The sequence below is a fragment of the Micromonospora sp. NPDC047670 genome (genome assembly GCF_043204915.1).
In the GTDB taxonomy this organism is placed as follows: domain Bacteria; phylum Actinomycetota; class Actinomycetes; order Mycobacteriales; family Micromonosporaceae; genus Micromonospora.
The window spans coordinates 1-12,738 of sequence record NZ_JBIDDA010000029.1; the positions used below are offsets into that span (position 1 = coordinate 1).

A 12,738-nucleotide genomic window follows, 5' to 3' on the forward strand; every position below is an offset into this window, starting at 1 on the left:
GAGGGTGTGGGAGAGTAGGACACCGCCGGACATTCTTTCGTTAAGGGCCACCCCCAAAAGGGGGGTGGCCCTTAACGCATTCCCGTACCCCGCCCCATCTCCATTGCGGCACGCGTGAAGCTTGCACGGGCCAGGCCGCAAGGCACCGGTGACGGGAACCAGAAAGACACCCAACGGGACGACCACGGCGAGGGCCACGGCCCGCCGTCAGGAAGACACGGGCAGCGGACGGCCGCGACCGGGGGTTGCGGCGCGCGGCCCGGAAAGCTCCGGACGGCGGACGACCTCGACGGGGTTGGGGCCCGCCGTGCCCGGCGCAGGGATCAAGCCTGACCGCCCGGAGCCGGGCGCGGCGGGCCCCAACCCCACCGCAACACGAACCGCAACAACCGCCACGACGCCCCAGGCCACAACAACCGGCACGGGGCGCCCCCAGGGGAGAAGTAACGACCGCCACGGCCCGCGCCAACCCACCCGGGATCGCAACAACCGGTACGGCCGGCCCGACCCGACCGGAAACGAGCAGACGAGGCACCACCGAGCAGCCCCGTCACTTGCGGGTCTGCATCTCCTCGCGCATCGAGCGGAACAGCCCGCCGGCGTCGTCGACGGAGCGGCCGGGGAACATGGCCATCACGACGCTGCCGTGGTCGGCCCACCCGCAGACAGCGAAGTCGCCGCCGTCGCCGCTGGTGGTGCCGCACTTCATCACGCCACCCAGGCGGCCTGCCGGCACCTCACGCAGCCCCGTCACCTTGCCGGTCTCGTCGGTCAGCAGGCCGAAGAGGCTGTCCAGGTCCCGCTCCGGCTGCCAGAGCAGGGTCGTGCCGCCGAAGACGAGCACCGAGCGCTTGTCGTCGGACGGGTCCCGGTAGACCGTGCCGAAGCTGCTGTCCAGGTCGATGTCGGCGGCGAACCCACTGCGCAGGTAGTCGGACGTGCTGCGGGCCCGTTCGCTGTCGTCCCGGACCAGGCCCGCGACCCGGTCCGGGGTAACCAGGTCCGCGTCCTTCTGCTGGGCCACCCGCCAGCCCACCGTGCCGATCGTGGCGGCTCCCGCGAGCCCGACCAGCGCCGCCGCGGCCCAGGCGATCCGCCGACGCCGCGACCGCGCCGCCCGCCGCTCGGGGGCGTGCTCCGGGTCGCGGTTGCTCAGCTGGATGGGCTCGTCGGTCAGGTCGATCGGCTCGGAGCCGTCGGTGACCGCCCGCTCGGTGAGATGTGCGTCGGACATAGCCGACACCGTACGCGAACGGCAGGTGGCGCACGTCGGGTCCGGAGAAGCCCTCCGTAGACTTTCAGGGTGACCGAGAGACCGGATGCCCGACGCCCCGAAGCCCCGACCCTGCCTGGCCAGTACCAACCGGGTGAGGTAGAGCAGCGACGGTACGAGCAGTGGGTAGCCGCCGGCCACTTCCGGGCGTCGGCGGACAGCGACAAGCCCCCCTTCACCATCGTCATCCCGCCGCCGAACGTCACCGGCTCCCTGCACATGGGCCACGCGTTCGAGCACACCCTGATGGACGCGTTGAACCGCCGCAAGCGGATGCAGGGCTACGAGGCGCTCTGGCTGCCGGGCATGGACCACGCCGGCATCGCCACCCAGAACCTGGTCGAGCGCCAGCTCGCCACGGAGGGCCTGTCCCGCCACGATCTCGGCCGGGAGAAGTTCGTCGAGCGGGTGTGGCAGTGGAAGGCCGAGTCCGGCGGCGCGATCCTGGGCCAGATGCGGCGTCTCGGCGACGCCGTCGACTGGGACCGCGAGCGCTTCACCATGGACGCGGGCCTGTCCCGGGCCGTGCAGACGATGTTCAAGAAGCTCTTCGACGACGGCCTGATCTACCGGGCCAACCGCATCATCAACTGGTGCCCGCGCTGCCTGACCGCGCTGTCGGACATCGAGGTGGAGCACACCGACGACGACGGTGAGCTGATCTCGATCCGGTACAGCGACGAGGTCGTGGTGGCCACCACCCGGGCCGAGACGATGCTCGGCGACACCGCCGTGGCGGTGCACCCGGACGACGAGCGCTACCGGCACCTTATCGGCACCGAGGTGGCCGTGCCGCTCACCGACCGGCGCATCCCGATCGTCGCCGACGAGCACGTCGACCCCAGCTTCGGCACCGGCATGGTCAAGGTGACGCCGGCGCACGACCCGAACGACTTCGAGATCGGTCAGCGGCACGACCTGCCGTCCCTGACGATCATGGACGAGCGGGGCATCATCACCGCGCCCGGCCCGTTCGAGGGCCTGGACCGGTACGAGGCCCGGCCGGCGATCGTCGCGGCGCTGCGCGAGCAGGGTCTCATCGTGGCCGAGAAGCGGCCGTACGTGCACGCGGTGGGGCACTGCTCCCGCTGCAAGACGACCGTCGAGCCGCGCCTGTCGCTCCAGTGGTTCGTGAACACCGCCCCGCTGGCCAAGGCGGCCGGTGACGCGGTGCGCGACGGCCGGGTGAAGATCGAGCCGGCGGAGCTGGCCAAGCGGTACTTCGCCTGGGTCGACAACATGCACGACTGGTGCATCTCCCGGCAGCTGTGGTGGGGTCACCGCATCCCCGTCTGGTACGGCCCCGAGGGCGAGATCGTCTGCGTCGGCCCCGACGAGCAGCCGCCGACGGGCGAGGGCTGGCACCAGGACGAGGACGTGCTGGACACCTGGTTCTCCAGCGGACTGTGGCCGTTCTCCACGCTCGGCTGGCCGGAGCAGACCCCCGACCTGGCTAAGTTCTACCCGACCAGCGTCCTGGTCACCGGCTACGACATCCTCTTCTTCTGGGTTGCCCGGATGATGATGTTCGGCCTGTACGCGATGGACGGCCGACAGCCGTTCGACGTCGTCGCGCTGCACGGCATGGTCCGGGACGAGCACGGCAAGAAGATGTCCAAGTCCTTCGGGAACGTGGTCGACCCGCTGGACTGGATCGACCGCTTCGGCGCCGACGCCACCCGGTTCACCCTCGCCCGGGGCGCCAACCCCGGCCAGGACGTCCCGGTCAGCGAGGACTGGTGCCAGGGTTCCCGCAACTTCTGCAACAAGCTCTGGAACGCCACCCGGTTCGCGCTGATCAACGGCGCGCACACCGAGGGCCCGCTGCCGGCGGCCGCGCAGCTCTCGACCGTCGACCGGTGGATCCTGTCCCGGCTGGCGCACGTCACCGCCGAGGTGGACGAGCAGTTCGAGGCGTACGAGTTCGCGAAGGTCTGCGACCTGCTGTACCACTTCGCCTGGGACGACGTCTGCGACTGGTACGTGGAGCTGACCAAGCCGGTGCTCGCCGAGGGCGGCCCGGCCGCCGAGGCCACCCGGCGGGTGCTCGGGCACGTGCTCGACCAGCTGCTGCGGCTGCTGCACCCGATCATCCCGTTCGTCACCGATGAGCTGTGGACCGCGCTCACCGGGGGCGAGACGGTGATGACCGCCGCCTGGCCGGCCGCCGACCGTACCGGAGTCGACGACGCCGCCGAGGCCGAGGTCGGCACCGTCCAGCGGGTGGTGACCGAGATCCGGCGGTTCCGCTCCGACCAGGGGCTGCGCCCGACGCAGCGGGTCGCCGCCCGGCTCGACGGCCTGGCCGCCGCCGGCATCGCCGCGCACGAGCCGCTCATCCGGTCGCTGGTCCGGCTGGACCCGGCCGGCGACGCGTTCCAGGCCAGCGCGACGCTCGCCATGCCCGGCGAGGTGAGCGTGGCCCTGGACACCCGCGGGTCGATCGACGTGGCCGCCGAGCGGGCCCGGCTCACCAAGGACCGGGCGGCCGCCGAGAAGGAGGTCGCACAGGCCCGGGCGAAGCTCGACAACCCGGCCTTCGTCGGCAAGGCGCCGGAGCCGGTGGTCGCCAAGATCCGTGACCGACTCGCCGTGGCCGAGGCCGACCTGGTCCGCATCGACGCCGCTCTGGAGGCGCTGCCCTCGTGACCGACCGCACCGATTTCGCCGCCGTCGAGGCCGAGCTGGCGGGCCGCGGGTTCACCCGCATGGCCTTCGAGCTGGACAAGATCGAGTCGCTGCTGGACCTGCTCGGCAGCCCGCAGCGGGCGTACCCGTCGATCCACCTGACCGGCACCAACGGCAAGACCTCGACGGCCCGGATGATCGACTCGCTGCTGCGGGCGTTCGGGCTGCACACGGGCCGCTACACCAGCCCGCACCTTGAGACCGTCCGGGAGCGGATCAGCCTGGACGGCGAGCCGGTGGGCGAGGAGCGGTTCACCGCCACGTACCGGGAGGTCGAGCCGCTGGCCCGGCTGGTCGACGAGCGCTCGGCGGAGCCGCTGACGTACTTCGACATGACCACCGCGCTCGCGTTCGCGACGTTCGCCGACGCGCCGGTGGACGTGGCGGTGGTCGAGGTGGGCCTCGGCGGCGCCGAGGACTCGACCAACGTGCTCCAGGCCGGCGTCGCGGTGATCACCCCGATCGGGCTGGACCACACCGAGTGGCTCGGCGACACCATCCAGGACATCGCCCTGCACAAGGCGGGCATCATCCACGCCGGCGCGACGGTCATCTCGGCGGCGCAGGAGGAGGAGGCGGCCCGCCCGATCCTGGAGCGCTGCGCCGAGGTCGGTGCGACGGTCGCCCGGGAGGGCTCGGAGTTCGGCGTGCTGCGCAAGGCGGTCGCCGTCGGCGGGCAGGTGCTCACCCTGCAGGGGCTGGGCGGCGTCTACGAGGAGATCTTCCTCCCGTTGCACGGCGCCCACCAGGCGCAGAACGCGGCGGTGGCGTTGGCGGCGGTGGAGGCGTTCCTCGGTGCCGGCACGAAGCGGCAGCTCGACGTCGAGGCCGTCCGGGAGGGGTTCGCGACGGCCTCCTCGCCGGGCCGGTTGGAGCGGGTCCGCAGTGCGCCGACCATCCTGCTCGACGGCGCGCACAACCCGCACGGCATGGCCGCCACGGTCACCGCGCTCCAGGAGGAGTTCGCGTTCAGCAAGCTGGTGGCGGTGGTCGGCGTCCTCGGCGACAAGGACGCGGCCAGCCTGCTGGAGCTGTTGGAGCCGGTGGTCGACCAGGTCGTGGTGACCCGGAACAGCTCGCCCCGGGCGATGCCGGCCCGGGAGTTGGCCGCGCTGGCCGCCGAGGTCTTCGGCCCCGACCGGGTCGAGGTCGCCGAGGAGATGCCGGACGCGATCGAGACGGCGGTGGCGATGGCCGAGGAGGACGTACCGGGAGAGCTGAGCGGGGTCGGGGTGCTGATCACCGGGTCGGTGGTGACCGTGGCCGACGCCCGCCGGCTGCTGAAGCGATGACCGGCCCGGAGCGGGGCGACGTGGGCGGCGGCCGTCCGGACGGCACAGCCGCCGGGGGCGACCCCGGCGGGCAGCCGGCGGGTGGGCCGCGACGGTCCGGGCTGCGCAACCCGGACCGGGCGGTCCGCGGGCTCGGGGCCGGCACGCTGGTCCTGGAGGCGCTGGTGCTGGTGCTGGCCATCCAGCCGATCCGGGTCGTCGGGGGCGATCTGGGCGGGGCGGCCATCGGGACGGTCGTGGCGCTGGCCGTGGCGGCGGTGCTGCTGGCCGGCATGATGCGCCGGCCGTGGGCCTGGCACGCCGGCACCGTCCTGCAGGGAGTGCTGATGCTGGCCGGCCTGCTGCACTGGTCCCTGCTCGCGCTGGGCGTCGTCTTCGCCCTGGTCTGGGGCTACGCCCTGCACGTCCGCCGGGTCATCCTGGGCTGACGAGCCGGCAGGGCGCCGGCCCGGCGGACGGGCAGAAGCACCGGCCCGACGCAAGGACGGGCAGAAGCACCGGCCCGACGCGAGGGCGGGCCGGCTGACGGGTCGACGGGCTCAGGCGTCGGCGCGTTCGCGCCACTGGGTGAGGGCGATGCCGTGGCCGTCCGGGTCGCGGAACGCCGCGGCCCACACCTCCAGCTTCGTGCCCCGGTTGACCACCCGAGGGGCGTACGTGAAGCGGACGCCGGTCCCGCGCAGCCGCTCGTACGCGGAGTCGATGTCGTCCACCTCGAGGTTGACGTGCACGAGCCGGCGGCTGATCGGCGCCGCCTCGGTCACCTCCCGCAGCACCAGCCGGGTGTGCCCGGAGGCGAGTACCGCGTTGCCGGAGCCGCGGTCGACCTCGGTGAAACCCAGGTCCCGGTAGAACGCCAGCGAGCGGGGCAGGTCGGTGACCAGCAGCGTCAGCCCCACCCCGGCGATCGGCGCACCGAGGTCGTCGCCGTCCGCTGCGGTCTCGCCGGCCGCTCCGTCGGCCCCGGCCGGACCGAAGATCGCCTCGTCCAGTTCCTCCGGGCTGATCCGCTCCTCGCGCGCCCGGTCGCGGCCCGGGATCGGGTCGTCCAGGGGCAGGTCGATCGGGTCGAGCGGATCCGTCGGCGCGGGCGGGCCGGCGGGGGCGGGCGGGTCGAACCGCTCCTCCGCCGGCGGTCGGGGTGTCGGGGTGGCCCGGCGCGGCAGGGTGCCGGTCGTGGGCTGCTCGACGAGGGTGCCCTCCAGCACCACCGGCCCGCCGGGGCGCTGGTGCACCACGACGGGCTCGCGCTCCTCGGGGCGGCCGGCGGGCTCCCCGCCGAGCGGATCGCCCAGCGGGTCGACAAGCGGCTCACGGAAGTCGTCGCGGAAGTCGTCGCGGAAGTCGTCGTCCGGCGCGCGCTCCGCCCACGGCGGCGCCTCCTGCTGGATCAGCACGTCGTCCAGCGGATCGGGGCCCGCGTACTCGGGCGGGAGGTCGGCGGCGACGGTGGCGGCGGTCTCGGCGTGGGTGGGCACCTCGTCCCAGAGCACCCGGACGTGTCGCTGGTCGTCCAGGGCCACCCGGATCGGCAGCGTCTGCCCCAGCGACGGCCACTTCGCCACCGGCACCCGCGGCTCGATGATCTTCTTGGACCGGGGCGGCAGCCCCGGCGCGTCGATCACCAGCTGCAACTCGCAGCGGCCGAAGGCGTACTGGGTGGGCGGCTCGGAGGCGCTGTGCACGTGGCCCACGCCGACCACCCAGGTGCGGCCGCCGCCGCGCACGGTGGCCAGCGCGATGGCCAGCACCAGCAGGGCGACCCCGAGTGCCACGATCGCCCAGCTGGTCATGCCGAGCCCGAAGAGGATCACGAAGGTGGCCACGGTGCCGAGCACCGCGGCGATCAGCTTGCGTACCGGCGCGATGGGCCGGTTCCCGCCATTCGCCACTGTGGACCTCCCGGGGGTCAAGGGCCAGGCTAGGCCGGATCGGCCACCGGGGGAAAGACCGGCCGCCGCGCCGGCGCCGGGACCGGGTCGCTAGGCTGACCGTACCCAGCCCGACCGCCTTCCGCGCACAGGAGGAACCCAGCGTGTCCAGCAGCAGCCCCGATGAGCGCACCCTCGTACTGATCAAGCCCGACGCGGTCCGCCGCGGGCTGGTCGGCGAGGTGATCTCCCGCTTCGAGCGCAAGGGGCTGCGGATCGAGGCGATGGTGTCCCGGACGATGGACGCCGCGCTGGCCGACGAGCACTACGCCGAGCACGTGGACAAGCCGTTCTACCCGCCGCTGAAGGACTTCATGACCGGCGGCCCGCTGGTCGCGCTGGTGCTCTCCGGCGACCAGGTCATCGACGTGGTGCGCGGGCTGGTCGGGTCGACCGACGGGCGCAAGGCCGCGGCCGGCACCATCCGCGGCGACTTCTCGCTGTCCAACCGCGAGAACCTGGTGCACGCCTCCGACTCGCCGGACAGCGCGAAGCGCGAGATCGCGCTCTGGTTCCCCGAGCTGGGCTGAGTCACCCCGCCGCGAGCGTCGGCCGCGCCGGACCCGGCGCGACCGCCCGGTCAGGCCGTCCACCGCAGCTTGTCCGGGTTGCCGACCAGGTAGAACCCGGTGATCCGGCCGCCGGCCGCGCCCACCGTCAGCGCGTACGTGCCGCCGTCGGGGCGGACCATCAGGGCGGCCGGCTGGCCGTTGAGATCCAGCCGGCGCACCGCGTAGCGCCGGCCCGGGCCGTACAGGCCCGCGAAGAAACGGGCCACCCGCTGCGCGCCGGTGACCGGCTTGCGTGCCGCCTTCACCCGGCCGCCGCCGTCGGTCCAGGCGGTGGCGTCGGCCGCCACCAACCCGGTCAGCGCCGCCAGGTCGCCGTCGCGGGCGGCGGCGAGGAACGCCTCCAGCAGTCGCTCCTGCTCGGCCCGGTCGGCGGTGAACCGGCGCCGGTCCTGCCCGATCCGGGCCGCCGCCCGGTGGTGCAGCTGCCGGCAGTCCGCCACCGACCGGTCCAGGATCTCGGCGATCTCGGCGTACGGCAGGTCGAAGGCGGTGTGCAGCACGTAGACCGCGCGCTCGGGCGGGGTGAGCCGTTCCAGCAGGTGCAGCAGGGCGGTGGAGAGAGAGTCGCGCAGCTCGACGGAGTCCAGCGGCCCGAACGGCGACGGCGCGGTCGGCACCGGCTCGGGCAGCCACGGCCCGACGTACGTCTCCCGGGCGGCCCGCCGGGCGCGTAGCCGGTCCAGCGCCAGCCGGGTGACCACCCGGGACAGGTAGCGGCGCGGCTCCGCGACCGCCGCCCGGTCGGCCCCCAGCCAGCGCAGGTACGCCTCCTGGAGCACGTCCTCCGCGTCGTGCCGGCTGCCGAGCAGGCGGTACGCCAGGCCGAGCAGCATCGGCCGGTGCGCGTCGAGCGCACCGGCCGCCTGTGCCGCTCCGGCCGTGGTCACACGTCCAGCGGCGGCTGGGTCCGGCTGGTCACGGCGATCCGGTTCCACACGTTGATTGTGGCGATCGCGACCAGCAGGTCGGCGAGCTCCTTCTCCGACCACACCTTCGCCGCCGCGTCCCACACCTCGTCGGGCACGCCGTGCTCGCCCAGCCGGGTCACCGCGTCGGTGAGCGCCAGCGCCGTCCGTTCCCGCTCGTCGAAGAAGGGTGCCTCCCGCCAGGTGGAGACCGCGAAGAGCCGCCGGCTCGACTCGCCCTCGGCGAGCGCGTCCCGGCTGTGCATGTCGACGCAGAACGCGCAGCCGTTCAGCATCGACGCCCGCAGCTTCACGAGGTGGAGCACGGTGTCATCGACGTTCGCCCGGACGTACTTCTCCAGCCCCAGCACGGCGTGGTACACCTGCGGTGCCACCTCGGCCGCGTTGATCCGCTGCATGGGAACCTCCCTGGTCGGTGTCTGACACCCACACGACGGGCCGACCGGGGCGCGGCGTGACAGTCGGGGCGTGTGACGCCGGTCATCCCCGCCGACCGGGCGGCGCACCCGTTACTCGGCGGCGATCTCCGCCGGAGGTCGGGTAACCTTGACGGTCGTAAGGCGATGACCCGGCCATCACCGGTGAGCCTCCGGAAGAACAGCCGGGTGACCGGCCCAGTAGAACCGGACGGGTCCGGCCCGTCACAGCCGGCCAACGAGCGGGCGGTCGATCCTGACCGCCAAGCGGGGTGGTACCGCGGGCCTGCCCGGGGGCGCCGTCGAGGCGTACCCGAGAGGCTCGTCCTCGCAGACCCACACGACGAGTGAGCTGCGCGAGGAGAGCGACCCCCGATGGCCTATCCGTTGCACGACCCGACCGCCGGCGTCCCGGCGAGCCCGGACCTGCCCGCGGTCGAACGCCGGGTGCTGGAGCACTGGACGGCCGACAAGACCTTCGAGGCGTCCGTGGAAGCCCGGCCGACCGGGACCGACGGGAAGAACGAGTACGTCTTCTACGACGGCCCGCCGTTCGCCAACGGCCTGCCCCACTACGGCCACCTCTTCACCGGGTACGTCAAGGACGTGGTGCCGCGCTACCAGACCATGCGCGGCAGGCACGTCGAGCGGCGCTTCGGCTGGGACTGCCACGGCCTGCCCGCCGAGGTGGTGGCCGAGAAGCAGCTCGGCATCACGAGCAAGGCGGAGATCCTCGACCTCGGCGTGGCCCAGTTCAACGAGGCGTGCCGCAGCTCGGTGCTGGAGTTCACCCAGGACTGGGAGCGCTACGTCACCCGGCAGGCCCGCTGGGTCGACTTCGCCAACGACTACAAGACCCTCGACCTGGACTACATGGAAAGCGTCATGTGGGCCTTCAAGACCCTGCACGACAAGGGTCTGATCTACGAGGGCTTCCGGGTGCTGGCGTACTGCTGGCGCTGCGAGACGCCGCTGTCGAACACCGAGACCCGGATGGACGACGTCTACCGGGACCGGCACGACCCGACGCTGTCGGTGTGGTTCGAGCTGACCCCCGACGAGAGCGCGCCGGAGTTGGTGCGCGGGCCGGTGCGGCTGGGCGTCTGGACCACCACGCCGTGGACCCTGCCGTCCAACCTCGCGCTCGCCGTCGGCCCCGACATCGAGTACGCGGTGCTGGAGCGCGAGGGCGCGCGGTACGTCGTCGGGGCGGCCCGGCTCGCGGCGTACGCCAAGGAGCTGGAGGGGTACGAGCAGGTCGGCACCGTGTCCGGCCGCGACCTCGTCGGGCGCCGCTACACCCCGCTGTTCGACTTCCTCGTCGAGCAGGCGGGGGAGAACGCCTACCAGGTGCTCGGCGCGGAGTTCGTCACCACCGAGGACGGCACCGGGATCGTCCACCTGGCCCCGGCCTTCGGCGAGGACGACCAGAACGTCTGCAACGCGGCCGGGATCCCGACCATCGTCACGGTGGACGACCACACCCGCTTCACCGCGCTCGTCCCGCCGTATCAGGGCGAGCAGGTCTTCGACGTCAACAAGCCGGTGATCCGGGAGCTGAAGGAGCGGGGGGTGGTGCTCAAGCAGGACACCTACACCCACTCCTACCCGCACTGCTGGCGCTGTGACACCCCGCTGGTCTACAAGGCGGTGTCGTCGTGGTTCGTCGCGGTGACGCAGTTCAAGGACCGGATGGTCGAGCTGAACCAGCAGATCAACTGGACGCCGGGGCACATCAAGGACGGCTCGTTCGGCAAGTGGCTGGCCAACGCCCGCGACTGGTCGATCAGCCGCAACCGGTTCTGGGGCTCGCCGATCCCGGTGTGGAAGTCCGACGACCCGAACTACCCGCGGATCGACGTGTACGGCTCGCTGGCCGACATCGAGCGGGACTTCGGCGTACGCCTGACCGACCTGCACCGGCCGGCGGTGGACGAGCTGGTCCGCCCCAACCCGGACGACCCGACCGGCAAGTCGATGATGCGCCGGGTGCCGGAGGTGCTGGACTGCTGGTTCGAGTCCGGCTCGATGCCGTTCGCCCAGGTGCACTACCCGTTCGAGAACCGCGACTGGTTCGAGCACCACTACCCGGGCGACTTCATCGTCGAGTACATCGCGCAGACCCGCGGCTGGTTCTACACCATGCACGTGCTGGCCACCGCGCTGTTCGACCGGCCGGCGTTCCGCAACTGCCTCAGCCACGGCATCCTGCTCGGCTCCGACGGGCGCAAGATGTCCAAGAGCCTGCGCAACTACCCGGACGTCTACCACGTGTTCGACTCCTACGGCTCGGACGCGATGCGCTGGATGCTGATGTCCTCGCCGGTGCTGCGCGGCGGTGACATGGCGGTGACCGAGTCGGGGATCCGGGACGCCGTCCGGCAGGTGCTGCTGCCGCTGTGGAACGTCTGGTACTTCTTCTCGCTCTACGCCAACGCCGACGGGCACACGGCGCGGCGCCGGACGGACAGCACCCACCTGCTCGACCGGTACGTGCTGGCGAAGACCAACGAGCTGGTGTCGACGGTCCAGGAGCAGATGGACGCGTACGACATCTCCGGCGCCTGCGCCACCGTGCGGTCCTACCTGGACGCGCTGACCAACTGGTACGTGCGCCGCTCGCGGGACCGGTTCTGGTCCGGCGACGCGGAGGCGTTCGACACCCTGTGGACGGTGCTGGAGACGCTGTGCCGGGTGGTGGCGCCGCTGGCGCCGCTGACGGCGGAGGAGATCTGGCGCGGCCTGACCGGCGAGCGGTCGGTGCACCTGACCGACTGGCCGGACGCGGCGCAGTTCCCGGCCGACCACGATCTGGTCGCCGCGATGGACGCCACCCGGGCGGTCGCCTCGGCGGCGCTGTCGCTGCGCAAGGCCAAGGGGCTGCGGGTCCGGCTGCCGCTGTCCAGGCTCACCGTCGCCTCCCCGGTGGCGGCGCAGCTGCGGCCCTTCGCCGACCTGGTCGCCGACGAGGTCAACGTGAAGTCGGTGGAGTTCACCGACGAGGTGTCCGCGTACTGCCAGCAGGTGCTGACCGTGGTGCCCCGGGCGCTCGGCCCGCGGGTCGGCAAGCAGGTGCAGCAGGTCATCAAGGCGGTCAAGGCGGGCGAGTGGGAGCTGGTCGACGGCGCCCCGGTCGCCGCCGGCGTCACCCTCGCCGAGGGCGAGTACGAGCTGCGCCTGGTCGCCGCCGACGCCGAGCACTCCGCGCCGCTGCCCGGCGGCGAGGGCGTGGTCGTGCTGGACACGGAGGTCACCCCGGAACTGGCCGCCGAGGGGCTGGCCCGGGACGTCGTCCGGGTGGTGCAGCAGGCCCGCCGGGACGCCGACCTGGACGTGTCGGACCGGATCGTGGTGGCGCTGTCGGCCTCCGAGGAGGTGCGCGCGGCGGTGGCCGGCTTCACCGACTTCGTCGCCCGGGAGGTGCTCGCCGACACCGTCGACTTCGCCGACGGGGTGGCGGGCTTCACCGGGGAGGTCGGCGAGGGCGACCGGGTGACGGTCGCCGTCCGCAGGGTATGAGGGACTGAGCCGGTGGCGGGGGGGGGGGGGGGCCCCCCCCCCCCCCCCCCCCCCCCCCCCCCCCCCCCCCCCCCCCCCGGACACCCCCCCCGCCCCCCCCCCCCCCCGCCCCCCCCGGGGC

9 protein-coding genes are annotated in these 12,738 nt (G+C 72.9%); 5 read left to right on the forward strand and 4 right to left on the reverse strand.

The genetic code is table 11. The features are described 5' to 3' along the window. Positions 1–550: 550 nt before the first annotated feature. Entirely contained in the window at positions 551–1,234 is a 684-nt protein-coding gene (locus ACGF7U_RS31645; RefSeq protein ID WP_393113039.1) for a hypothetical protein, read from the reverse strand. A 69-nt stretch (positions 1,235–1,303) separates the two neighbouring features. Between ACGF7U_RS31645 and ACGF7U_RS31650 the strand changes: the two genes are divergently transcribed. From ACGF7U_RS31650 to ACGF7U_RS31660, 3 genes are read left to right on the forward strand one after another with little or no spacing between them, the layout of a single operon-like run. Beyond that, the gene (locus ACGF7U_RS31650; RefSeq protein WP_393113041.1) at positions 1,304–3,922 is read left to right on the forward strand and encodes a valine--tRNA ligase; all 2,619 of its coding nucleotides are present in this window, start codon (positions 1,304–1,306) and stop codon (positions 3,920–3,922) included. Beyond that, positions 3,919–5,253, forward strand: coding sequence for a bifunctional folylpolyglutamate synthase/dihydrofolate synthase (locus ACGF7U_RS31655; protein WP_393113043.1), 1,335 nt, complete (start codon positions 3,919–3,921; stop codon positions 5,251–5,253). Before ACGF7U_RS31650 ends, ACGF7U_RS31655 begins: the two co-directional genes overlap by 4 nt. Beyond that, entirely contained in the window at positions 5,250–5,681 is a 432-nt protein-coding gene (locus ACGF7U_RS31660; RefSeq protein WP_393113045.1) for a DUF4233 domain-containing protein, read from the forward strand. The genes ACGF7U_RS31655 and ACGF7U_RS31660 overlap by 4 nt, the downstream gene beginning before the upstream one ends. Positions 5,682–5,792: 111 nt before the next feature. Here ACGF7U_RS31660 and ACGF7U_RS31665 read toward each other — a convergent pair whose 3' ends face one another. Beyond that, positions 5,793–7,145, reverse strand: coding sequence for a VOC family protein (locus tag ACGF7U_RS31665; RefSeq protein ID WP_393113047.1), 1,353 nt, complete (start codon positions 7,143–7,145; stop codon positions 5,793–5,795). A 143-nt stretch (positions 7,146–7,288) separates the two neighbouring features. Here ACGF7U_RS31665 and ndk point away from each other — a divergent pair, with 143 nt between their 5' ends. Continuing rightward, the gene (ndk, locus tag ACGF7U_RS31670; protein WP_393113049.1) at positions 7,289–7,714 is read left to right on the forward strand and encodes a nucleoside-diphosphate kinase; all 426 of its coding nucleotides are present in this window, start codon (positions 7,289–7,291) and stop codon (positions 7,712–7,714) included. A 50-nt stretch (positions 7,715–7,764) separates the two neighbouring features. On the opposite strand, the gene sigJ is transcribed toward ndk, so the two are convergent. Both sigJ and ACGF7U_RS31680 read right to left on the reverse strand, forming a co-directional pair. Further along, on the reverse strand, positions 7,765–8,643 hold the full coding sequence (gene sigJ, locus ACGF7U_RS31675; protein ID WP_393113051.1) for an RNA polymerase sigma factor SigJ: 879 nt from the start codon (positions 8,641–8,643) through the stop codon (positions 7,765–7,767). Further along, entirely contained in the window at positions 8,640–9,080 is a 441-nt protein-coding gene (locus ACGF7U_RS31680) for a carboxymuconolactone decarboxylase family protein (RefSeq protein ID WP_393113053.1), read from the reverse strand. The genes sigJ and ACGF7U_RS31680 overlap by 4 nt, the downstream gene beginning before the upstream one ends. 393 nt (positions 9,081–9,473) lie before the next feature. Between ACGF7U_RS31680 and ileS the strand changes: the two genes are divergently transcribed. Further along, positions 9,474–12,617, forward strand: coding sequence for an isoleucine--tRNA ligase (ileS, locus tag ACGF7U_RS31685; RefSeq protein ID WP_393113055.1), 3,144 nt, complete (start codon positions 9,474–9,476; stop codon positions 12,615–12,617). Positions 12,618–12,738 lie beyond the last annotated feature (121 nt).

Coding starts and splice junctions, on each gene's coding strand:
- ACGF7U_RS31645 (WP_393113039.1), bottom strand. CDS start 1,234: ATGTCCGACGCACATCTCACCGAGCGGGCGGTCACCGACGGCTCCGAG.
- ACGF7U_RS31660 (WP_393113045.1), top strand. CDS start 5,250: ATGACCGGCCCGGAGCGGGGCGACGTGGGCGGCGGCCGTCCGGACGGC.
- ACGF7U_RS31680 (WP_393113053.1), bottom strand. CDS start 9,080: ATGCAGCGGATCAACGCGGCCGAGGTGGCACCGCAGGTGTACCACGCC.
- ileS (WP_393113055.1), top strand. CDS start 9,474: ATGGCCTATCCGTTGCACGACCCGACCGCCGGCGTCCCGGCGAGCCCG.